Source organism: Faecalicatena contorta (assembly GCF_021531995.1).
Classification (GTDB): Bacteria; Bacillota; Clostridia; order Lachnospirales; family Lachnospiraceae; genus Dorea_A; species Dorea_A contorta_A.
In genome coordinates, this window is the sequence record NZ_JAFBIZ010000023.1 from 1 (window position 1) to 24,836 (window position 24,836).

18 protein-coding genes, 1 pseudogene and 1 riboswitch are annotated in these 24,836 nt (G+C 42.8%); of the genes and pseudogenes, 2 read left to right on the top strand and 17 right to left on the bottom strand.

Annotation, left to right across the window (positions count from 1 at the left end; translation table 11 throughout):
- Positions 1–22 precede the first annotated feature (22 nt).
- The 5 genes and pseudogenes from JQM82_RS16605 to tdh form a co-directional block, all read right to left on the bottom strand.
- A pseudogene (locus tag JQM82_RS16605) lies at positions 23–165 on the bottom strand (sugar O-acetyltransferase); the annotation flags it as partial.
- A 289-nt stretch (positions 166–454) separates the two neighbouring features.
- The gene (gene ppdK, locus JQM82_RS04820; protein WP_235248907.1) at positions 455–3,079 is read right to left on the bottom strand and encodes a pyruvate, phosphate dikinase; all 2,625 of its coding nucleotides are present in this window, start codon (positions 3,077–3,079) and stop codon (positions 455–457) included.
- A 216-nt stretch (positions 3,080–3,295) separates the two neighbouring features.
- A complete protein-coding gene (locus tag JQM82_RS04825) occupies positions 3,296–4,684 on the bottom strand; it encodes an aminopeptidase (RefSeq protein ID WP_235248908.1) in 1,389 nt (462 codons plus the stop codon).
- A gap of 134 nt (positions 4,685–4,818) precedes the next feature.
- Complete coding sequence (locus JQM82_RS04830) at positions 4,819–6,018, bottom strand: glycine C-acetyltransferase (RefSeq protein WP_235248909.1); 1,200 nt, start codon at positions 6,016–6,018, stop codon at positions 4,819–4,821.
- A 30-nt stretch (positions 6,019–6,048) separates the two neighbouring features.
- Positions 6,049–7,110: an L-threonine 3-dehydrogenase gene (gene tdh / locus JQM82_RS04835; protein WP_235248910.1), complete on the bottom strand. Its 1,062-nt coding sequence runs from the start codon at positions 7,108–7,110 to the stop codon at positions 6,049–6,051.
- A gap of 378 nt (positions 7,111–7,488) precedes the next feature.
- Here tdh and sstT point away from each other — a divergent pair, with 378 nt between their 5' ends.
- Entirely contained in the window at positions 7,489–8,736 is a 1,248-nt protein-coding gene (gene sstT, locus JQM82_RS04840; protein WP_235248912.1) for a serine/threonine transporter SstT, read from the top strand.
- A gap of 110 nt (positions 8,737–8,846) precedes the next feature.
- On the opposite strand, the gene JQM82_RS04845 is transcribed toward sstT, so the two are convergent.
- The 6 genes from JQM82_RS04845 to JQM82_RS04870 form a co-directional block, all read right to left on the bottom strand.
- Positions 8,847–10,238: a glycine--tRNA ligase gene (locus JQM82_RS04845; RefSeq protein ID WP_235248913.1), complete on the bottom strand. Its 1,392-nt coding sequence runs from the start codon at positions 10,236–10,238 to the stop codon at positions 8,847–8,849.
- A 70-nt stretch (positions 10,239–10,308) separates the two neighbouring features.
- A complete protein-coding gene (gene recO / locus JQM82_RS04850) occupies positions 10,309–11,052 on the bottom strand; it encodes a DNA repair protein RecO (protein WP_235248914.1) in 744 nt (247 codons plus the stop codon).
- Positions 11,000–11,209, bottom strand: a complete 210-nt coding sequence (locus JQM82_RS04855; RefSeq protein WP_235248915.1) for a hypothetical protein — start codon at positions 11,207–11,209, stop codon at positions 11,000–11,002. Before JQM82_RS04855 ends, recO begins: the two co-directional genes overlap by 53 nt.
- A 55-nt stretch (positions 11,210–11,264) precedes the next feature.
- A complete protein-coding gene (gene era / locus JQM82_RS04860) occupies positions 11,265–12,161 on the bottom strand; it encodes a GTPase Era (protein WP_235248916.1) in 897 nt (298 codons plus the stop codon).
- A gap of 11 nt (positions 12,162–12,172) precedes the next feature.
- Complete coding sequence (locus JQM82_RS04865) at positions 12,173–15,094, bottom strand: insulinase family protein (RefSeq protein ID WP_235248917.1); 2,922 nt, start codon at positions 15,092–15,094, stop codon at positions 12,173–12,175.
- Between the two features lie 156 nt (positions 15,095–15,250).
- Complete coding sequence (locus JQM82_RS04870) at positions 15,251–16,861, bottom strand: Na+/H+ antiporter NhaC family protein (protein ID WP_235248918.1); 1,611 nt, start codon at positions 16,859–16,861, stop codon at positions 15,251–15,253.
- Between the two features lie 111 nt (positions 16,862–16,972).
- A riboswitch (Lysine riboswitch) is annotated at positions 16,973–17,143 on the bottom strand.
- A 148-nt stretch (positions 17,144–17,291) separates the two neighbouring features.
- On the opposite strand from JQM82_RS04870, the gene JQM82_RS04875 reads away from it, so the two are divergent.
- The gene (locus tag JQM82_RS04875) at positions 17,292–17,813 is read left to right on the top strand and encodes a nitroreductase (RefSeq protein WP_235248920.1); all 522 of its coding nucleotides are present in this window, start codon (positions 17,292–17,294) and stop codon (positions 17,811–17,813) included.
- Between the two features lie 148 nt (positions 17,814–17,961).
- Here the strand turns inward: JQM82_RS04875 and JQM82_RS04880 are convergent, their stop codons facing one another.
- The 6 genes from JQM82_RS04880 to JQM82_RS04905 form a co-directional block, all read right to left on the bottom strand.
- Entirely contained in the window at positions 17,962–19,749 is a 1,788-nt protein-coding gene (locus JQM82_RS04880; RefSeq protein ID WP_235248921.1) for a glycogen synthase, read from the bottom strand.
- Between the two features lie 137 nt (positions 19,750–19,886).
- Positions 19,887–21,290 (bottom strand): MATE family efflux transporter, encoded by a 1,404-nt coding sequence (locus JQM82_RS04885; protein ID WP_235248922.1) that lies wholly within the window; start codon positions 21,288–21,290, stop codon positions 19,887–19,889.
- Between the two features lie 139 nt (positions 21,291–21,429).
- A complete protein-coding gene (locus JQM82_RS04890; RefSeq protein WP_235248923.1) occupies positions 21,430–21,735 on the bottom strand; it encodes a hypothetical protein in 306 nt (101 codons plus the stop codon).
- Between the two features lie 181 nt (positions 21,736–21,916).
- Positions 21,917–22,351 (bottom strand): V-type ATP synthase subunit K, encoded by a 435-nt coding sequence (locus JQM82_RS04895; RefSeq protein WP_235248924.1) that lies wholly within the window; start codon positions 22,349–22,351, stop codon positions 21,917–21,919.
- 27 nt (positions 22,352–22,378) lie between these two features.
- Complete coding sequence (locus JQM82_RS04900) at positions 22,379–24,220, bottom strand: V-type ATP synthase subunit I (RefSeq protein ID WP_235248925.1); 1,842 nt, start codon at positions 24,218–24,220, stop codon at positions 22,379–22,381.
- A complete protein-coding gene (locus JQM82_RS04905; RefSeq protein ID WP_235248926.1) occupies positions 24,217–24,831 on the bottom strand; it encodes a V-type ATP synthase subunit D in 615 nt (204 codons plus the stop codon). Before JQM82_RS04905 ends, JQM82_RS04900 begins: the two co-directional genes overlap by 4 nt.
- Between the last annotated feature and the right edge of the window lie 5 nt (positions 24,832–24,836).

A 24,836-nucleotide genomic window follows, 5' to 3' on the forward strand; every position in this document is an offset into this window, starting at 1 on the left:
AGTATCCCTTTTATGATTAATAAAAAGTGCAGCTCATATTTACCTCACAATTGTTTCCAAAATAAATATTGTTACGTAATCCACAAAAAAAGGAGCGGTAATCCAAAGATTCTTTCCCTTTCCACCTAATAATTCCGACAACACTTTTTCCTTTTCAGCTAAATTTTTTCAATCTCTCATATACCTTACTCTAATAATACCACATTCTACGCCAATCATATGCGTTTTACCTGAATTGTGACAAAAAAGGTCATGACAACCTGTACCTCTACAAATTAAAAGCGCAAAAAAGATGCTTTTGGAATAAGTTTAGTATCCAAGAAACACATAATTTACACCAGTTTCTTTATCAAATTCTTGATATACATAGCAAAAAAACTCCCATCGCACAATAAATGCAATGGGAGTTTCTTTATAAGCTAATTAATTTCAGATACCTATCACCAGCGGTGTATTACTTCTGAGCGATAGCAGCCTGTGCTGCTGCCAGTCTTGCGATTGGTACACGGAATGGTGAGCAGGATACATAGTCAAGACCGATCTTGTTGCAGAATTCTACAGAAGATGGATCTCCACCGTGCTCTCCACAGATACCGATATGAAGGCTTGGATTAACCGGCTTTCCTAAAGAGATAGCCATTTCCATTAATTTACCAACACCTGTCTGGTCAAGCTTAGCAAATGGATCGTTCTCAAAGATCTTAGCATCATAGTAAGCATCCAGGAACTTACCAGCATCGTCACGAGAGAATCCGTATGTCATCTGTGTTAAGTCGTTTGTACCGAAGCAGAAGAAATCAGCTTCTTTTGCGATCTCATCAGCAGTAAGAGCTGCTCTTGGGATCTCAATCATAGTACCAACTTCATACTTCAGATCACTTCCAGCTGCTGCGATCTCAGCATCTGCGGTCTCAACAACTGTCTTCTTAACATATTTTAACTCTTTGATATCTCCAACCAATGGAATCATGATCTCCGGTTTTATTGTCCAGTCAGCGTGTGCTTTCTGTACATTGATAGCTGCACGGATAACTGCCTTTGTCTGCATCTTAGCGATTTCCGGATAAGTAACTGCAAGACGGCATCCACGATGTCCCATCATTGGGTTGAACTCGTGAAGTCCATCGATGATTGTCTTAATCTCTTCTACAGATTTGCCCTGAGCATCTGCAAGTTTCTTAATGTCATCTTCCTCTGTAGGAACGAACTCATGAAGCGGTGGGTCAAGGAAACGGATTGTAACCGGGTTACCTTCCAGAGCCTCGTATAATGCTTCGAAGTCGCCCTGCTGATATGGAAGGATCTTCTCAAGAGCTGCTTCTCTTTCTTCTACTGTATCTGCACAGATCATTTCACGGAATGCAGCAATTCTGTCTTCCTCGAAGAACATGTGCTCTGTACGGCAAAGTCCGATACCTTCTGCACCAAGCTCACGAGCCTTCTTAGCATCTGCAGGTGTATCAGCATTTGTACGAACCTTCATAGTTCTGTATTTGTCAGCCCATGCCATGATTCTTCCGAATTCACCGGCGATTGTAGCATCAACAGTAGGAATGATTCCATCGTAGATGTTACCTGTTGTACCATCGATAGAGATTGCATCTCCTTCATGGAATTCTTTTCCTGCTAATGTAAACTTCTTATTTTCTTCGTCCATAGCGATGTCGCCGCATCCGGATACACAGCATGTACCCATACCACGAGCAACAACGGCAGCGTGAGATGTCATACCACCACGAACTGTCAGGATACCCTGAGCAGACTTCATACCTGTGATATCTTCCGGAGACGTCTCAAGACGAACCAGAACAACCTTTTCTCCTCTTGCAGCCCACTCTACAGCGTCATCTGCCGTAAATACGATCTTACCACAAGCAGCTCCCGGAGATGCTCCAAGACCTTTGCCCATTGGTGTAGCAGCTTTCAATGCAGCAGCGTCAAACTGTGGATGAAGCAGTGTGTCCAGGTTACGTGGATCGATCATTGCAACAGCTTCTTCCTCTGTTCTCATGCCTTCATCAACAAGGTCACATGCAATCTTCAGAGCAGCCTGAGCTGTTCTCTTACCATTACGTGTCTGCAGCATGTAAAGTTTCTTATTCTCAACAGTGAACTCCATATCCTGCATATCTCTGTAGTGATCTTCCAGAGTCTTGCAAACCTGTGTAAACTGAGCAAATGCTTCCGGGAATTCTTCTTCCATCTTAGCGATCGGCATTGGAGTACGAACACCGGCAACTACGTCTTCACCCTGAGCATTGATCAGGAATTCACCCATCAGTTTCTTTTCTCCTGTAGCAGGATCACGTGTAAATGCAACACCTGTACCACAGTCATCACCCATATTACCAAAAGCCATAGACTGTACGTTAACAGCAGTTCCCCAGGAATATGGAATATCATTGTCACGACGATATACATTGGCACGTGGGTTATCCCATGAACGGAATACAGCTTTTACTGCTCCCATTAACTGTTCCTTCGGATCATCCGGGAAGTCTGCACCAATTTTTTCTTTATATTCAGCTTTAAACTGAGAAGCCAGCTCTTTCAGGTCATCAGCTGTCAGTTCAACGTCAAATGTAACGCCTCTTTCAGCTTTCATCTTGTCGATCAGTTCCTCGAAGTATTTCTTACCAACTTCCATAACTACGTCAGAATACATCTGGATGAATCTTCTGTAGCAGTCCCAAGCCCAACGTGGATTGCCGGATTTTTCAGCAATAACATTAACAACAGTCTCGTTAAGTCCCAGGTTCAGGATTGTATCCATCATACCAGGCATAGAAGCTCTTGCACCGGAACGTACAGATACGAGAAGCGGGTTCTCATTGTCACCAAACTTCTTACCTGTAATCTCTTCCATCTTGTCAATGGCTTCCATAATCTGTCCCATGATCTCGTCATTGATTGTTCTTCCGTCTTCGTAGTACTGTGTACAAGCTTCTGTTGTGATCGTGAAGCCCTGTGGTACCGGAAGACCTAAGCTTGTCATCTCAGCGAGGTTCGCACCTTTTCCACCAAGCAGGTTTCTCATGGTTGCGTTACCTTCTGTAAACATATAAACCCATTTTGCCATTTTGTCATGACCTCCTAAAACAAAATTTTCTAAGTCGCACATAATATTTTACTGGTTTTGCCAGTATTCGTCAATAGTTGCGTCTGAACTTTTCGCCTAAATTTTCCAGCATTTCTAGGCATTTTGCACAATGCTGACAAGGATATTTTCACTGACAGGAAGTGTGCCGGCCAAGCTCTCGCTTATGCCGGCACACTTCCTGCAAACACAACCACATTATATATTACGCAAAAACGCCTTATATCCTTTATATGCTTCATAGATATCAGCTTTACTGGTGACTTCCCACGGCGCATGCATGCTCATAACAGCCACTCCGCTGTCAATCACTTCCATGCCATAATTGGCCATGATATAAGCAATCGTTCCGCCTCCGCCGACATCAACCTTTCCAAGCTCTGCAAACTGATATGCAATACCTTCCGCTTCCATTGCTCTGCGGATTTTTGCAAGATATTCTGCATTGGCATCATTGGATCCGTTCTTTCCACGACTTCCGGTAAACTTATTGAATACCAGCCCTTTTCCGAAAAATGCCGTGCTTCTCTTTTCAAATGCTTCCGGGAACATCGGGTCATAAGCAGCACTGACATCAGAAGAGAGCATCCTTGAATTCTGAAGCGCACGACGAACCTTTAATTCAGATTCTTCGCCTGTAAGAGCTACCAGTTCCGCGATCACATTTTCAAAGAATCGGGAATGCATACCTGTCGCACCAACACTTCCGATTTCCTCTTTGTCTACCAGAATACAGCAGGAAGTTCTATCCACATCTTCTACATCCATCATGGCAAAAAGGGATGTGAATGCACAGACACGGTCATCTTGTCCATATGCCAGTACCATACTTCTGTCGATTCCGCAGTCCCTTGCTCTGCCGGCAGGCACGATCTCCAGTTCTGCAGACAGAAAATCTTCTTCCTCCATTCCATAATACTCATTAAGGATGCGCATCACATTTGCCTTAACTGTTTCTTTTTCTTTCTCGTCTAGCGTCTCATCATCTTCAACCGGACGACTTCCAAACAGAAGATCCAACTTTTCTCCTTCGATCACTGCCCCGGCTTTTTTCTCCATCTGCTGAGCAGCCAGATGTACCAGAAGGTCTGTCACAACAAACACCGGATCATCTTCTTTTTCACCAATGCTTACTTTTTCAACAGTTCCGTCTTTTTTAGCAACCACACCATGCAACGCCAGAGGAATTGTCACCCACTGATATTTTTTGATTCCTCCGTAATAATGAGTATCAAGATATGCCAGTTCTTCACTTTCATATAACGGATTCTGTTTTACATCTATTCTCGGAGAATCAATGTGTGCTCCAAGAATATTCAATCCATTTTCCAGTGGCTGCCTTCCAATCTGGAACATCGCAATACTCTTTCCCATGCACACCGCATATACCTTATCCCCTGGCTGAAGGGGTTCTTTTACTTCCTTCAGATTGCGATACCCTTTCGCTTCGATCTCGCAAACAGCCAGATCCACACATTCACGCTCTGTCTTTCCCTCATCCAGGCATGCTTTATACTTTTCATTGATCTGATTCAGCTCTTTCTGCTGTTCCTCACTGTATGTTTTCCATACATTATTACTTTCCATAATCCCAATTCTCCTTTCACACCTCTTTAGGATTCGTATATATATTATATACACAAATCCCAGAAACAGCATGCAACACTTTAGAAAAAATGCCGCATGCTGCTTCGCCATTTAAATTTTATATATTTCCTGTACTATTTCAGTCCCATTTCTTCTCTTACTTCAATGAAACATTTAACAATGAAATCAATATCCTCTTTTGTATGACTTGCACATACCTGTGTACGGATTCTTGCTTTTCCCTTCGGAACTACCGGATAAGAGAACGCAACTACATATACACCTTTTTCCATCATATGTTTTGCAAATTCTGCCGCCGTCTTCTCGTCGTACAGCATAACCGGCACACACGGATGTGTTCCCGGAATAATATCAAATCCATTGTCAACCAATTTTTTACGATAGTATGCTGTAACATCTTCCAGATGATCGCGAAGCTCTGTACTTTCTTCCAGCATATTAAACAGTTCCAGACTTGCACCTGCAATTGCCGGAGCCAGTGAGTTGGAGAACAGGTATGGACGGCTTCTCTGACGAAGCAGATCAATGATCTCTTTTCTTCCGGAAGTATATCCGCCGGAAGCTCCGCCAAGTGCTTTTCCGAGAGTTCCTGTAATAATATCAACACGTCCCTCTACACCACAGTATTCTGCAGTTCCACGTCCGGTCTTTCCAACAAATCCAACCGCATGACTGTCATCTACCATAACCAGCGCATTGTATTTATCAGCAAGGTCACAGACACCTTTCAGATTACAGATGATTCCATCCATGGAAAACACACCGTCTGTAGCAATCAGCTTAATTCTTGCACCTGCTTCATCTGCTTCTTTTAACTTTTCTTCCAGATCTTCCATGTTATTATTCTTATAACGGAAACGTTTTGCTTTACACAGACGTACACCGTCAATAATAGATGCATGGTTCAGTTCGTCACTGATAACAGCATCATCTGCTGTCAGGATTGTCTCAAACAGACCACCATTCGCATCAAAACAGGAAGAATAGAGAATCGTATCATCCGTTCCAAGGAAATCAGAGATTTTCTTCTCAAGTTTTTTGTGAATATCCTGAGTTCCGCAGATAAAACGTACAGACGCAACTCCATATCCCTTCTCATCATAGGTCTTTTTCGCAGCTTCGATCAGACGCGGGCTGTCTCCAAGTCCAAGATAGTTGTTCGCACACATGCACAGAAGTTCTCTTCCGTCTTCCATCTTCACTCTTGCGCCCTGCGGAGATACGAATGGTGCTTCCCCTTTGAACAAGCCTGCTTCTTTAATGCCTTCTACTTCTTTTGTATAGATACTTAAAATATCATTTTTACGTGCCATTGTCTTCATCCTTCTTTCAACATTCAGTGTTTAATCATTTACATGTGCCCAGTCCAGAATTACCTTTCCTGACTGTCCGGAAATCATTGCCTCAAAACCTTTTTCGTAATCTTTGATATCAAAATGGTGTGTAATGATCGGAGAAATATCAAGTCCTGCCTGAATCATTGTTGACATCTTATACCAGGTATCCCATACCTTTCTTCCATAGATACCACGCAGATTGAGTCCATTGAATATAACCGTCTCAAGATCAACCTTTGCATCTGTTCTCTGAAGTCCGAGAAGCGCAATATTTCCACCGTGCTTCATGTTATGGATCATATCATGAAGTGCAATCTGTGATCCGGACATCTCAAGACCCACATCAAAGCCTTCTGTCATGCCGATATCCTTCATTACATCTTTCAGATTTTCATCTTTCAGGTTCACAACTCTTGTTGCGCCAAGCTTCTTTGCAAGATCAAGACGATATGGATTCAGATCCGTTACAACCACATGTCTTGCGCCGGAAAACTTTGCAATTGCCGCTGCCATACATCCGATCGGGCCGGCTCCTGCGATCAGCACATCTTCCCCAAGCATATCATAAGAAAGTGCTGTGTGAGTCGCATTTCCAAATGGATCAAAGATTGCATACATTTCTTCCGGAATATTCGGATTACATGGCCATACGTTAGAAGACGGAATTACAAGATATTCTGCAAATGCTCCGTTTCTGTTCACACCAACACCCTTTGCATCTTTGCAGTTCTCTTTATGGCCTTCCAGACAGTTTCTGCATTTTCCGCAGGTAATGTGGCCTTCACCGGATACCAGATCGCCGATCTTGAATCCTTTTACACCCTCTCCAACCTCACAGACTTCTCCTACATACTCATGTCCTGCAGTAAGTCCGACCGGAATCGTATGTTGCGCCCAGTCATTCCACTGGTAGATATGAACGTCCGTTCCACAGATAGCGGTCTTATGGATCTTGATCTTTACATCATTCGGTCCCACTTCCGGAATCGGAACTCTTTTCATCCACAGCCCCTCTTCTGGTTTTTCCTTCACCAGTGCCCACATCAATCCATCATTTTTTTCGCTCATTTTAATCAACCTCCCGTTTCAGCCGTCTCCCCAGACAGCATTTTCTCACTTAACGCTGTAATTATAGCATTCTTAGACAATATACACAACCTGTATTTCTAATATTTTTGTGTTTTTTGACAATTATTTCACATTGTTTTTTCTTATTTTTATGCCATTTTTACTATTGTCTATTTACAAACGTAATTTTATTTTGTATAATTTTTTTGTCTTCATCAACATTTCCGGCAAAACGAACAATATTTTCAGCATTTCGTTTTGTAATATGTTGATACTGACAAGGGGAAGTCAATCAAAAAAAAGAGAAAGAGAGGTAAAAGCAGATATCGCACCTGCTTCGGGGTATGGTTTCAGGTATGCAATCTGCAAAAACACAACATGAAAAATGTAATTCAAAAATGGAACAGCATCAGTCTTGTTTTGAGGATCATCTGTGGTCTTATTATTGGTATTATTCTTGGACTGACCATTCCAAAAGTGACTGTAATCGCTATTCTTGGGGATCTTTTTGTTGGCGCATTAAAGGCTATCGCCCCACTTCTGGTATTCTTCCTTGTAATGAGCGCACTCGCACACATGGGAGAAGGTCAGAAAACAAACATGGGCTTCATCGTTATGCTCTACATGGTAGGCAACTTATTCTCAGCACTCGTATCCGTAGCTGCATGTAAGCTGTTCCCGGTAACTCTTACATTGGCAGAAGCAGCAGGCGAAGAACTTGCTCCTCCGAGCGGTGTAGGAGAAGTATTAAAGAACTTATTGATGAACGTTGTTTCTAACCCGGTTGCTTCCATCGTAAATGCGAACTACATTGGTATCCTTGCATGGGCATGTATCTTCGGTATTGCTTTGAAGTGCGCTTCTGACAACACCAAGAAAATGCTTGATGACTTTGCAGGAGCCATCTCCACAGCCGTTAAATGGGTAATCAGTTTTGCTCCATTTGGTATCATGGGATTGATCTTCAATGTTATCTCTGCATCCGGTCTCAGTGCTCTGTTATCTTATGGAAGACTGATCCTTGTACTGGTCGGCAGTATGGCATTCGTTGCATTGGTTATGAATCCGATCATCGTATTCCTCTGCATCAGAAAGAATCCATATCCACTGGTATTCAAGTGTCTGACCAAGAGCTTTATCACCGCATTCTTTACACGTAGTTCTGCAGCTAATATTCCTGTTAATATGGAACTTTGCGAGGAACTGGGATTAGACGAAGAACAGTACTCCATCTCGATTCCACTTGGTGCTACCATCAACATGGCCGGTGCGGCTATCACGATCTCCGTCATGGCTTTATCCGCTGCTCATACCGTTGGTATCAGTGTAGACTTTGGTACCGCTATCATCCTCTGCGTACTCGCAGCACTCAGTGCAGCCGGTGCTTCCGGTGTTGCCGGCGGTTCTCTGCTCCTGATCCCTATGGCATGTGGCTTATTTGGAATCCCATCTGAGATTGCCATGCAGGTTGTTGGTGTTGGTTTCATCATTGGTGTCATTCAGGATTCCTGCGAGACAGGTCTGAACTCCTCTACCGACGTTCTCTTTACAGCAGCTGCCGAATTCAGAGACAGAAGACTGCATCCTGAATACTACGCAAACAAAGCAACTGAAAGTGCAGAATAATTATTACATAATCATATATAAAGCGTTTTGTCCTGACGGTACATCCGTCAGGACAAAAAAATCCAGGATCCGGATAATTCCGATCCTGGATTTTTATATCTACCCTTTTCTTACCACTCAAACTTCTTTGCAAAGTAAGCGTCCAGATCTTCAATCTTAATTCTTTCCTGCTCCATAGTATCTCTGTCACGAACAGTTACTGCTCCATCCGTCTCTGACTCAAAATCATAAGTCACACAGAACGGAGTACCAATCTCATCCTGACGGCGATAACGTTTTCCGATATTTCCACGGTCATCGTATTCACAGTTATACTTTTTGCAAAGCTGAGTATATACCTTCTCAGCGCCTTCATTCAACTTCTTAGACAGCGGAAGCACACCAATCTTAATTGGTGCAAGTGCCGGATGGAAATGAAGAACAGTTCTCACATCGCCGCCTTCCAGTTCCTCTTCATCATATGCACTGCAAAGGAACGCAAGTACCATACGGTCAGCTCCCAATGAAGGTTCAATAACATATGGGATATATTTTTCATTCTTTGCGTCATCAAAGTAAGTCATATCCTGCTTGGACACATTCTGATGCTGCGTAAGATCGTAATCTGTTCTGTCAGCAATTCCCCAAAGTTCTCCCCATCCAAACGGGAACAGGAATTCTACGTCTGTCGTTGCGCGGCTGTAGAAGCAGAGTTCTTCCGGTGAATGATCACGCGGACGAAGTTCTTCATCTTTAATTCCAAGTGACTTAAGCCAGTCAAGACAATACTTCTTCCAGTATGCATGCCACTCCAGATCCGTTCCAGGCTCACAAAAGAACTCTAATTCCATCTGTTCAAACTCTCTGGTCCGGAATGTAAAGTTACCCGGAGTAATCTCATTACGGAAAGATTTACCGATCTGACAGATACCAAACGGAATCTTCTTTCTGGATGTACGCTGTACATTTTTAAAGTTTACGAAAATACCCTGTGCCGTTTCCGGTCTCAAATATACTGTATTCTTAGCATCTTCCGTAACTCCCTGGAATGTCTTAAACATCAGATTAAATTCACGGATCTCTGTAAAATTATGCTTTCCGCATGTCGGACATGGAATCTCATGGTCTCTTACAAATGCTTCCATCTGCTCATGACTCCATCCGTCAATGCTGTCCCCGATATCAATTCCATGCTCATGTGCATAGTCTTCAATCATCTTATCTGCACGAAAACGCTCATGGCACTCCTTACAATCCATCAAAGGATCACTGAATCCTCCCAGATGACCGCTGGCAATCCAGGTCTGCGGGTTCATCAGGATCGCACAGTCCACACCTACATTATAAGGATTCTCCTGCACAAATTTCTGCCACCAGGCCTTTTTCACATTGTTCTTCAGCTCTACACCCAGATTTCCGTAGTCCCATGTATTAGCAAGCCCGCCGTAAATCTCAGACCCCGGATATACGAACCCTCTCGATTTCGCCAATGCTACAATTTTTTCCATAGTCTTCTCTACCATATCTCATCATTCCCTTCTGATTTTTGATAATTAAAACCATTATACCGTCTCAGCCTGTCATTTTCAAGCACTATTCTACAATCGTCTCCAGTATTTTCAGAGCCTTGAAGGTTTTTCCCGTATAAGTCTCCATATATGCTTTCATAACCCTTGAAATTTCTTCCAGAACCTCTTCTTTAACCACGAATGTATAAAGCTTTTCTATCGGAACACTGAGAATATATTGAAGCGTATACCACGTAGATGGAAGAAGCGACATTCCATCCGAAATATACTTTTTGCATTCCGAACATATCCATCCGCCTCTCCTGACACTGAATACCTTTTCTCTGCTTTGATCCCCACAGGTCAGGCATTCAAACACCTGCGGGCCCTCACCGTTTACAGCAACCGCTTTTAGTTCATATATATAGCGAATCAGTTTATCCGGAATATTCGGATTGGTCAGAGCGCGGAGCGTCTGATACAGCAATTTCAATAATTCTGTCTCATCATTGGCCTCTCTTGCATAATAATCCGCAAGTTCCAGAAAATAAAACCCGTAATAAGCTCCTTCCACATCTGCACGAAGTTCCTGAAAATAATTGGAAATAGAGGCCGACACCAAAGTATAGGATGTCCGCCCCTCATATACTGTAAATTCTCCAAACGAAAAAGGACTCGTCATCCCCAGAAGCGCACTGCTTGTTCTCCTTGCCCCTCTGGCAAATGCAGAGATCTTTCCTCTTTCTCTGGTCAGAATCACCACTCTTCTGTCATATTCACCAACTGGTGCCGCCGCAAGCACCATGCCGGTCAGTGTAATCTGATTCACCAATTGCCTCTCCTTCATCACAGTCTGCAGCGTCGGAATCCTGATCTGAGTCTTCTTTTTCCAGAGAATCCCACCGCATGCAGACTGCGATTCCTTTATAATTCAGATAATCCATTATCCTCCCCGTTTTTGCAAAACGGTCCCAGTATTCTTCCATTTGAATCACCTCATCCTTCGCCTTTAAGAATAGGTTCTCCCATAGAAGTTATATTTTATTCATCTTCCCGATATCCAAAATTTTTCATCAGGAATTCACTGTCTCTCCAGTCTTTTTTCACCTTGACCCACAGCTTGAGATTTACCTTACAGTCCAGCATTCTTTCAATTTCATACCGTGCCGTACTGCCGATTTTTTTCAACATATTTCCTTGTTTTCCAATAATGATCCCCTTGTGCGAATCTCTTTCACAGATAATAGTGGCATCAATGTGCATCACCTTATTTCTCATCTTCATGCTGTCAATTGCCACAGCAATTCCATGCGGAATCTCATCCTGCAGACAATGAAGTGCTTTTTCCCGGATCAACTCTGCAACAATCTGGCGTTCCGGCTGATCTGTCACGGTATCCTCATCATAAAACTGCGGACCATATGGCAGATATTTCATGATCACCTCCACAAGTTCCCCTGTATTATCTCCGTTCCTTGCAGATACCGGAACAATCTCCGCAAAATCATAGATATCCTTATAAGCTGCAATCGAAGTCAGGATCTCCTCTTTTTTCACACTGTCAATCTTATTGATGACCAAGATGACCGGAGTATTTGTTTTTTTCAGCTGACTGACAATATGCTGCTCGCCTGCACCGATGTACGTCGTCGGTTCCACAAGCCACAGAATCACATCTACTTCATTCAATGTACGTTCTGCAACATTTACCATATATTTGCCCAGTTTGTTCTTTGCCTTGTGGATTCCCGGTGTATCCACAAACACGATCTGCCCTTCTTCTGTCGTAAGTACCGTCTGAATACGGTTGCGCGTTGTTTGTGGTTTATTCGATGTAATTGCAATCTTCTGTCCGATCAGCTGATTCATCAGCGTAGATTTTCCTACATTCGGCCGCCCGATCAATGTCACAAATCCCGATTTAAAATCCTTTTTCATATCGTCTCCTTTTAAAAACCCGTCACTTTCATAAACAGGTCTTTGTCTTCTTCTATCTTTTCCTCACTACCGATCACACAGATCTGATCGGCCTTCAGTACTGCCTGTGCAACTTTGGCAAGTCTGCGGATATCATCCTGACCGGCTTCGAGAATCTCCATTCGTTCTTTCCGTATCATGTCTTCATCCACTTTATTCATATACAGATTCATAGAACGGTCGCCTTTGGCAGAAGGCGTCATCGGCTGATCTATATTGCTCATCGTTCCGATGATATACTTCGTCATATCACGTTCACTTACCGTAAAGTTTTCAAGATATTCTACGACACCTTCATATACTTCCACCGTTCTTCTCAGATTTGGATCCCGATAGGATACAAAATATCCATCACCAATACGGTTAAAACTGCTCATACACCCATACGCGCCGCCCTTCACACGGATATTCTGCCACAGATATTCATAACTCATGATTACCTTCAGTATCTGCAATGCACCACTGTAAGCAACTCCCTGATCAATGAAATTTCCGACTCTTGCGACATACTGAACCTTGGAAGCAGTCTTGAATCCTTCATTCTTCTTTTCACAGTGAATAATACAGGTTGTACCTGTCTCCTTTTTCCCGTATAGTCCACGCTTCAGAGATTCTATCATGTTTTCCATTCCATTCAGCCCTTCTCTTGCCGCGGTATAACTGATCATCATATTTTCCGCACAGAACAACCGTCTGGTCAGATCAGACAATATCTGCACAACCTTTTCCTTTTCTTCTTCAAAGTGCTCCTCAATATATGCCACTTTATCATAGAATTCGATTCCATTAGTCATGTCTTTCAGCTTGGCAGACGGAGACGCATAAGACAGCGCACGAAGTGCCGCAGTTGTATGTCCTGCTGATTGAAACTTCATCAACAGCCTGGATTTCAGCATCGAAAGAATCTCTTTCAGACGTTTGGTATCGTCCAGTTTTGATTCGGTCAGAATCTCACCCATCATTTTTAAGGCAATCGGAAGTTTTGCATACAACGCTTTTCCTTTAATTTCAAATGTAGACTTAAATTCCTTTTCTCTTACCCGGGTCACATCTGTATAAAGTTCCAGTGAAGTTCCTATGCCGCCTGTATGCACATTGATCTCGTTAAATAATTCTCCATATTTATAATGCTTTGTATCAATAATCCCAAGAACTGACTGAAGAATACCGACATAAGGCAATAGTTCTTCTTCAACCCCAGACATGTCAAACATAATATCTACGTATCCGATCCCATTCGTCTCAATCTCATGAAATACCGTCGGAATTCCTGCAATCTGCATCTCCTCATTAATAATCGGTTCAATCTCCCGGGAAATATCTTCTCTTTTCAACACCGGAATCTTTTCCAGATCTTCCTCACTGTCTTCTGTCGACTGATACTCTTCCAGAGCATGCGTGCGTTCTACCAGACGTTCCTGCTCTTCAAGACTCAGGCTTTCCTTATATTCCCGCAGATTTTCATCAAGTTCTCTGTCAAGTCTGGCTGTACGTCCCTTTTCCGGTTTGATAATCACAATCGCCCCGTGCTGGTTATCCAGAAGATATCTCTGGATCAGATCTTCAAAATATCCGGTATCGACCTGATTTTTCAGAAACTCAAATGTATCCAGCGCCTCAATATGAATAAACGGCTTCTTATCATCATAAAGCCAGCTGTCCATGATCTGCAGACCATACATCAGTCCCTTCGGATAGCTTCCAAAATCAGCTTCCCGGTAACGGAATTCATGATAATTGATTCCGGCTTCCAGAGCTTTTTTGTCCATTCCATTTTCTACAATACCGCGAAGGGTACTTTCAATTGTTTCAATAAATGCCTCTTTCTGATCCAGATTTGCATTTTTTGAGATCACGGAAAAAATCGGCTGATAGATTCCATTATCATAAGATCCCATAATATCTTTGCCGATACCTGCTTCTGTCAACGCCATTTTCAGTGGTGCGCCTGGCGCAGACAATAATGCATAATCCAGAATCTGGAACGCCAGATACAGTTCACGATCCAGGCTCGTCCCGATTACCTTACTGTAGGAAAGGTAAGTATTATCTTCTTCAGATTCATCGCTTGCTATGGAATATGGCATTTCTTTTTCTACTATTTCGGTAAATGGCTGCTGATATCGTACCTCAGAATCCACCGGCGTATACTCAAAGTGGCTCAGATATTCCCGATCCAGCCAGTCAAGCTTCTCTTCCATATCCATATTACCGTACAGATAGATATAACTGTTTGACGGATGATAATATTTTCTGTGAAAATCCAGGAACTGCTCATACGTAAGTTCCGGAATCACCTCCGGGTCTCCTCCGGACTCATTCGCATAAGAAGTATCCGGAAACAGTGTATTTAACACCACCCTGTCCAGCACACCTTCCGGGGAAGAGAATGCGCCTTTCATCTCATTGTACACAACTCCGTTATACTCCAGCCGATCCCCCACAGAATCCAGCTTGTAGCTCCAGCCTTCCTGCCGGAAGATCTCCTCATGCCGATAGATATTTGGATAGAATACCGCATCCATATATACGTGCATCAGATTCTGAAAATCCTTATCATTGCAGCTTGCCACCGGATACACCGTCTTATCCGGATATGTCATTGCATTCAAAAATGTATTCAGTGATCCTTTTACCAGCTCTACAAAAGGATCCTTCGCCGGGAAATTCTTAGAACCACATAACACAGAATGCTCCATAATATGCGGCACTCCCGTGCTGTCCCCCGGCGGCGTCCGAAATCCAATATTGAACACCTTATTCTCATCATCATTTTCTATCAAAAGAATTCTTGCCCCGCTTTTTTTATGCTTCAGGAGACGCCCCATCGCCTTAATTCCCCGAAGTTCTTCTTCCATTAAATATTCATAAGCATGTAAATCTCTGACACTCATAAATTCTTGTTTTCTCCTTTCGTTTCCGGTTCACCCACGCACGTTCTCATAGCAAATCGGTCTGAATTTTATTATATCACCTTTCTTCCTATTCTGCACGCAAAAAGCGACAGCAATACGCTGTCGCTTTCAATGTATTCAATAACTCTCTGTTCGCTATTTCTCTGCAGTCACTTTTTTAATTACCAGCAACGTGCCAATCATCAGAATAATACCAATCGGCAGGCAGATAAACGCATTCTGTACAAATCCCACAATGACATAGGTAACACAGGAAACTGCCGCCGCAGTGATCGCATATGGAAGCTGTGTTGCAACATGGTTCACATGATTACACTGTCCGCCGGCAGAAGCCATGATTGTTGTATCGGAAATCGGAGAACAATGGTCACCACATACCGCACCAGCCATACATGCAGAGATTGAAATGATCATCATCGTTTCATTCGTTCCCTGGAATACAGCAACAACGATCGGAATCAGGATACCGAAGGTTCCCCATGAAGTACCTGTTGCAAATGCAAGGAAACATCCTACCAGGAAAATAATTGCCGGCAAAATACTCATAAATCCTCCGGCTGCATTCTGTACTACACCAGCCACATATTCTTTTGCTCCAAGACTATCTGTCATCGCCTTCAATGTCCATGCGAATGTAAGAATCAGAATTGCAGGTACCATTGCCTTGAATCCATCCGGGATGCAGGACATGGACTCTGAAAACTTCAGCACCTTACGCACTGCATAGAACACAATTGTGATTACAAATGCGAAGAAACTTCCAAGCATCAGTCCGACAGAAGCATCACTTCCTGAAAAAGCCTCTACGAATCCGGTGCCACTGAAGAATCCACCTGTATAGATCATTCCGATTACACAGCAAATAATCAGGACGATTACCGGGAAGAGCAGATCAATAACCCCACCCTTACTGTCATCTACATCTTCTTCTGCATTAGCATACGGACGATCTGGAGTTGTATATAAGTCTCCTGCCAACGCATTGGTCTCATGCAATTTCATCGGACCATAATCCATCTTCAGGACTACGATCGTAATCATCATTACAATCGTCAGTATTGCATAATAGTTATATGGAATCGCACGGATAAAGATAGAAAATCCATCTTCTCCCTCTACAAATCCTGTTACCGCTGCCGCCCAGGAAGAAATCGGAGCAATAATACACACCGGAGCAGCCGTCGCATCGATTAGATAGGACAGCTTCGCTCTTGATACATTATGCTTATCCGTCACCGGTCTCATAACACTTCCTACCGTCAGACAGTTAAAATAATCATCAATAAAAATCATCACACCCAAAAGTATAGTTGCCAACTGTGCACCGACACGACTTTTAATATGTACACTTGCCCAGCGTCCGAACGCCGCGGAACCACCGGCTTTATTCATCATGCATACCATAATGCCCAGGATCACAAGGAATACCAGTATTCCCATGTTATAGCTGTCTGTCAGAACCCCTACAATACCATCCTGAAATACATGTGTCACCGTCAATTCAAAAGAAAAGTTGGAGTAAAAAATTCCTCCGATCAGGATTCCGATAAACAGGGAACTGTACACTTCTTTTGTAATCAATGCCAACACAATCGCAACGATCGGCGGTATCAGTGCCCAGAAAGATCCCCACATACCCGGAACATATTCAGCAGCTTCATCTGCTGCAAATACAGTCATACAACTGAATATCAGAGTACACATGAAAGCAAGTATACCCCAGACTGCTTTTTTCTTTCCTCTCATAGTAAATATCCTCTCTCTTCCTAATAATAATATAAAAATAAAACATGCCATGAACAACACCACACAGGCGCGCTCATGGCAGAATTATCGAAATGTTAGTATCCTGATGACAACTCTGATAGCGCTCCACTGTTGTGACAGTCCGCAGTATCTTCTGCTGCGTCCCAGAACCCGCACATGGGATGTGCCAATCCTTCGGCGGCTTCCCCTTTTTTTCTTCTGCAGTCTTCCCAAAACTGTTGCAGAAAAAGTACTCTTGAAATCCGCACCTCTATCAAGTCTCGTTATTCACATAGTACATTTGTATCATCTTTCATATAAAAAGTCAATAAATGATTCCATTTTAGCATGGAAAATATCTAATTTGTATTTCCCCTTCATCTATGCTATACTGTCGTCAGTCAATATCAGCAGGAAAGAAGGAATCTCAATGAACGAAACTATTCAAACTATGATAACCCGGCGGAGTATCCGCAGCTATAAACCAGACATGATTCCCGAGGAATATCTGGAACAGATCTTAAAAGCCGGCACCTATGCCGCATCTGGTCGTGGCATGCAATCCCCCGTCATTGTAGCTGTAACAGACAAAGAAACGCGTGATAAGCTTTCCCATATGAACGCCACTATTATGGGTACGAATACGGATCCATTCTACGGGGCTCCGGTTGTACTGGTTGTACTGGCCGACAAAAACCGGCCTACCTATCTCTACGATGGTTCTCTCGTTATAGGAAATCTTATGAACGCTGCACACGCTCTCGGAATCGGAAGTTGCTGGATTCACCGTGCAAAAGAAGAGTTTGAATCGGAGGAAGGAAAATCACTTCTGAAAGAATGGGGCGTTGAAGGCGATTATGAAGGTATCGGCCACTGTATTCTTGGCTATGCCAAAGAACCATTGCCGGAAGATAAACCGAGAAAAGAAAACTACATTTACTATGTAAAGTAAGTCGCAAAAAAGATAAACTGCATTTGAAACTTATAACACCCGCAAGAAAACTTCGGCACTGCTCGCTTACCTCAGTTTTTCTTGCGGGTGTTATATTTTCAGAATCGTATTTCTTTTTTACATTAATCCCGGTTCATTTAACTCTGATTTACCAGGTCAGTTCCAGGTACAGATCTTTGTACTGTTTTGCAGCATTCTCCCAGGAGAAGTTCTTCTCCATATCTCTTCGAACCATTTCATCCCAACGTACTCGGTCTGTGAAGTATACCGTTTTTGCCCGGTTGATCGCATCCAGTAAAAGTCCGGGTTCGTAACGGTCAAAAGTAAATCCGTTACCGGCATTCGTATACACATTATACGGTTCTACCGTATCCTTTAATCCACCTGTCTCACGAACAATCGGCACAGTACCATAATGCATTGCAATCAGCTGTGTCAGTCCGCATGGTTCAAACTGAGACGGTACCAGGAATGCATCTGCTCCTGCATAGATCTTGTGCGCTCTTGTCTCATCATACATAATGTTAGAACATACATTTCCCTTATATGCATTCTCATAATAGCGGAATGAGTTCTCATAGACATCATCGCCGGTACCCAGTACAACTACCTGCGTGTGCTCGTCCATAATCTGCGGAAGAATCGCATTTACCAGATCCAGTCCCTTCTGATTCGTCAATCTGGAAACCAGACCGATGACAAACTTGTTCTCATCCTGAACCAGCCCCAGCTCTTCCTGCAGTTTCCGCTTGTTCACTTTCTTTTTATCCACCACATCTGTTACATCATAATTCTCATATAATCTTTCATCTGTAGCTGTATTCCAGATATCATAGTCGATACCGTTAACGATTCCTCTCAGTTTGCCGGAATGATATCTTAAGTGTGCATCCAGAGTCTCCCCATAATACGGCGTCTGAATCTCTCCTGCATATGTATGACTGACGGTTGTAATGACATTGGAATATGTCAGTCCACCTTTCAACATATTGGCATCATTGTAGCTTACCTTCAATGCATCTTTATTGAATACATAATCTGGAAGTCCTGACCAGTACTGAATTGTCGGAATATTGTAAATTCCCTGGAATCTGAGGTTGTGGATCGTAAAGATTGTCTTTGCGGATGTCAGCTTTGTGTTCTCGAACAGCGTCCTCAAATACACCGGCACCAGTGCTGCCTGCCAGTCATGACAGTGAATAATATCCGGAATCCAGTCCATATAATTCAAAGCTGCAAGTGCTGCTTTGGCAAAATAGCAATATTTCGGAATATCATCGATCAGATTGGTATATGGATTACCACTGCTGAAAAATTCCTCATTATCAATAAAATCATATACAACACCGTCCCAGATATATTCCATGATTCCTACATAATAAGACCTGCCGTCTGCACACAGATCCATATCAAAAGCACCTCTGTAGATCATCTTCTCCTGATACTTCCATGGAATGCATTTATAACGCGGAAGAATGACTCTCACATCACAATTTTGCTTGACCAGCGCCTTTGGAAGAGCATACATAACATCTCCCAAACCGCCGGTTTTTACGAATGGATAGCATTCAGAACCTATGAAAGCAATGCTTCTTCTCGGTGTTGCAGCTTCCTCATATATCGGCTCAGCTGCAAGTTCTTCTGCTGCATTTTCTTCCTCTTCAATTGCTTCTATTACAGGCTTCTCAACTTCTGTTTTAACTTCCTCTGCCTTAACTTCCTCTGCCTTAACTTCTTCTGCTTTAATTTCCTCTGCCTTAACTTCTTCTGCTTTAATTTCCTCTGCCTTAATTTCTTCTGTCTTAACTTCTTCTGCCGCTTCAGCTATTATCTCTTTTTCAACAGCCGCGGTTGTGTTTGCTGCAACCTTCTTAGCACCTTTCTTTGTAACCGGGCTTTTTGGGGTTGTAGTTTTTTTTGTTTGTTTTCTTGCCATCTTATACCTCCAGAATTGCTTAAAACATTTTCCTTTCTCATTATATCATAAAAAGAGAATAAGGCAAATGACCTTTTACTCAATCGAATTTTTGAGAATGTTTATCAATACCCAGGATAAACATCTTTTATCTTTATCTACACATGTTCATTCTCTCGGGTCAGGTTCTTAATCCACTTATAACTAAAAAACCGGCTGACAGACATCGGTATCTTGATTACTTCGTCACTCATCAATATGACATATACGATCTGTACACTCGCCTGAAATTTGAATGCTGCAATCGCCCCAAGGATAATCGAAAAACACCACATTCCTCCAAGATCCACGACAAGTCCGTATTTTGTATCTCCTCCGGATCTGAGAACTCCCACAATCAACGTTGTATTGATCGACATACAGAGCGAAAAATAGGACATGACAAAAAACATGAATTTCATATATCCCTGCGCTTCTGTCGATAATGTCATAAATCTGACTGCAATCGGAGACGCGATTAAGATCATACATCCGCCTGCGAGTCCGGTAAGAATACTTAGTTTCAGAAACTTTCTTCCGTATGCTTTTGCAAGCTCATATTGCTTTTCCCCAATCGTTTTTCCAAGATAGATTGCCGTCGCGTTCGATACACCAAAGCACACAACCAGCGCAAGTTGTCTTGCCACCTGTGCTACCGAATTTGCAGCTACTGCTGCGCTGCCCATATGACCAATAATTGCCGTATTGGTCGATGTTCCTAATCCCCACAAAAGTTCATTGATAATTACCGGTACTGCATAAGTCAGGAAATCTATAAAAAGAAGTCTGTCAACCTTTACCATGTCGCGCACATGGAAATGTACGGCTTTATTCCTGTTTTTTGCATACCAGATGACAATCAGAAGTTCCAGTATTCTGGACACCAACGTCGCAATCGCCGCTCCTTTGATTCCAAGTGACGGCAATCCAAACAGACCAAAAATCAGCACAGCATTTAACACAATGTTCACAAGAAGAGAGAGTGCGTACACAACCGTAGCGATCAATACCCTCTCGATGCTGCGCATTGTATTGAGATATATCTGTGTGATACACATCAAAACATATGACAGCGCAACAATTCTCAGATATTTTACCCCTTCTGCAATTACCATTTCATCAGTAGTGAAGATTTTCAAAAGCTGTACCGGACACGCTTCGGCTGCAATCGTAAAAATAATTCCGGCAGTCATCGCCGCACTCATTGCCATTCCCATAATCTTCTCGATGGAACGAGTATCTTTCTTCCCCCAGTATTGTGCGTTCAGAACCGTTGCCCCGGAATTAATTCCGAACAGGAACAGAGTCATCACAAACTGAATCTGCCCCGCCAGAGATGAACCCGAAAGCACTTTTTCACCCACACGTCCCAGCATCAATACGTCTGTTGCCGTAACCCCTACATTGATCAGATTCTGAAGAGCCATTGGTATAATCAGGCTGAAAACATGTTTATAAAAACCACTCCAATTGACATTCAGCTGATCCTCCCTTTTTCTTTCAGGAGCCCGCTTAACTAACATTTTCCATCCCCTTTTCTGCGCTTAACATATTGTTATTATAGCATCGCAGCATGAGGTCTTCAATCGCTTTACATTTTTAAATCTCGAAATACCCATTATCTCATTCAATGTACCTCTTTGATATTGATTGTCTTATGCACTATAATTTAAATTCTCTCAAGAGCTTATTTTGAAATTCCTGATTTTCTGCTGCTTTTATAATATCATCAATACGATTTTGAGAAACCAGTCCCTGAATCAGGCTATTAATACGTAATCGTTCTTCTTCTCTTCCTTCTTCTCTTCCCTCTTCTCTTCCCTCTTCTCTTGTCTGTCTCATATGCCTTGCTTCATCGTACTCATAAATACTCACTGACTTCGCCTCCGCTCTGTTCTTTGACAGAAATTCTGCCAGGATTCCCTCCTGTATACATTCGCCGATCGCCTGTTCTACCGCATCCTCCAATGGAATTATCTCCGCATATTGGCTCACTCTCCAGGTGTATTCCGCATAATCCTTTAATGTCTTACTTGCTTCTTTTAATGCTTCATTCTCTCCGGAAGATTTTTGCCCCCATCAGAAAAGGCATCCATCAAAACGATGGACGCCTCTGTTCTTTTATTCATATTTTGTTTTTAATTCATCCCTAGCCTAACAGCAATAAACTGAATACCAGTGTAAAGAGGGCTACCGTCTCTACGATACCTACTACGATAAAGTAGTTTGCTGTACCTTTTCCGGTTGCTCCCAGTGCGTCTGCAGCTGCTGCAGCACATTTCCCCTGGAATAATCCGGAAAGACCGATTGCCAGGCCTCCGAAGATTCCAACTCCGAAAGCAAGTGCCGGATCTGCTCCGCCCGCTACCGCAGATTTAATAAAGTTCATGAGAAGGAATCCATAGATTGTCTGTGTAAGTGGTGCACCAGAAAATGCAACCATGATGAATGATGCTGGTTTTCCACTTGCATAACACTTTTTCCATGCTCCAACTGATGCCATTCCGGCAAAGCCTGCACCAAATGCTGATCCTGAAGCGGACAGACCAAGTGCAGCTGCCATTCCAACAAATGCTAAATTCATAATTATTCTCCTTTATCTTTCTTAAAACTATTTCTCTATCTTATCGTTTACTTTAAATGGTTCGTATGCGATGCCCTTCCACTCTACACCAGCCTGACCTGAGAATTCCAGGACGTTCAGTCTGACACCATGTACTACAACAGAAAGGAAACACATAACAATATTAAGCCCATGTCCAATTAATATTACCACCACACCGAGGATCACAAGCGGTCCGTGGAAGCCAGCTGCAATTCCGTTAAAGCTCTGAGAGATGGCAAGACCCGCCATACCTACCGCAAATAAACGGATATAACTCATTACATTACCGAAACAGCTGATCGTATTCAGGAATACAGTAAACGCATCCGCACATCCTGCTTTGATTCCCTGTGCAATTGTCCGATCCGGTGCCATTCCTCCAAAGAGTACAACCATTACAAACGCTATACCAATCAGTGCAAATACCGGCTTAATATTAATTTTCTCTCCGATTACCAGGTAAAGTGATAATAAATACATTGCAACAACTGCCACGAGCCATCCAAGATCTGCAACCCAGCTTAAATCTTTCTCACCAAGCTTCTTCTTGATGGAGATCAGACTTCCGAGTGCCATCTGAATTGCTCCGATGGAGAACGAGAACTTCATAATGGTGTTCTGCTGTGCAAGAGCGGTAACGCCAAAGTACTCCGGATAGTTTGCAAAACCAGGAATTACCATCGCCTTCAGGATCGGAACTTCCATGGCTTTTTCCATACCAAACCACGTTCCGGTAATCGCTCCCCATATAATTGTTCCAATGGAAAGTACTAATAACAAATAAACTGCATTATTACGTTTCTTTGATTTCGCTGCATATGCAATGGTTCCGATCAGGATCAGGGCGCCATAACCGGCATCACCTATAATCATTGCAAAGAACAGGATAAAAAACAGGAAGAACCATAACGAAATATCGGATTCTCTGTATCCCGGAAGAATTCCCAGAATATCAAACACCGGCTTCATCAGCCCCGATACTTTTCCATATTTTACCTTTGTCGGGATCTCAAGATCATCTTCATCTACATCTTCCTGCGCCCATGCCCATTGATTTTCTCTGGCTGCATCTTTAAATCTATCCATCTCTGCCTCAGGAATATACCCTGATATCCAGACGAAATCATCATCATTTTCTGCAGTCTCGCTTGCCGAAGAATAATTCTCCGCATTCTGAGCTTTGAGCATCTGAACCTGAAAACTAGAATCATACACAGCAGCCTTCTTAAAGATCTCTTCACACGCAGCAACTTCCTGCTGTTTGCTTTCAATTTCTTTTTCCAGTTCACTGATTCCCTTCTCCGGGATGGTAAACTCAGCTGCCGGAATGGTTGCCGGCAAGGTTCCAATCACAGCAATGGTATCCATCTTATCTATCGATACGAGGCGAATGACCCTGATATCCGGATCCTGTACCACCTTCGCATACTCATTTTTTCCCAGACGGTAAAAATGAAGATCATACCCTGCTTCTTTTAATGGTTTTAAATCACTGGGATTAAAGTTACCCCAGGCTTTGATACGTTCGATTTCTGCATTGGCAGCACTTATATCCTGAACAAGCGCTGATTTTTTATCCATGGCTGCCAGAACGCCCTGATACATTTCCTCAAATTGAGTGTCCGAAAGAATCGGAACCTCCTCTTTCTTTTTGGATTTCTTATCCGGTGCATAGTCCGTCAATGCGGAAGCTGTTTTTGAAAGACTTGTAAATCTTTCTGACACCGCACGCTGCGGACTCTTTTTCTCTGACAGATGCAGAACTCCGAGATTTCGAAGCCCATCGAGCATCTCGTCTTTTTTGGAGACAGATGACACGATGTAGACCATTTTCATTTTCTCTATCATTGTGCCGCCTCCACAAGTTTTTTCTTTGATATTTTTCCGCGAACAACTGCCGCTGTCTGTTGATCTCCAAGGAATACACCGATTACCCGGATATTTTCCTTTGCTTCCGGAATCTTCACTTTCTCAAACAGATTGACTCTCTGAGAAGTAGAACGTAATTCTTTCTCAAGAAGTGCTTCCTGTTTGCGAAGCACTGACACCAGCGCATCCAGACGTGCAATCTCACGGAGTTTTATGATTGCAGTATCAACCCACAAAGGATAGTCGTCAACATCATAGTTAATGTCTTTGAATGTCAACTCCTGAAATGTAGGAACTGTAACACCCGCGATGTTCTCATTCTTACAGATAACGGTATCCGGCTGTACCAGATGATCAAGCTTTTTGCTCTCCTCGAAGATTTCATTCTCCGCAAATACAGCAACCCAGTCATCCAGATCTCCAATCATCTGAGCACGTTCGACTTCCTTTTGTTCCAGTTCAGTCTTTGTCTTCATGATGACTGACTGCAGCTGCTGTTTCTTAAGCTGCAGAGTCGGAAGATAACGCTGATACTGTTTCAGGCGATCCTTCTGCACTTTCTGCTCATTTTTTGTAAGTTTGATAGCCATTAACT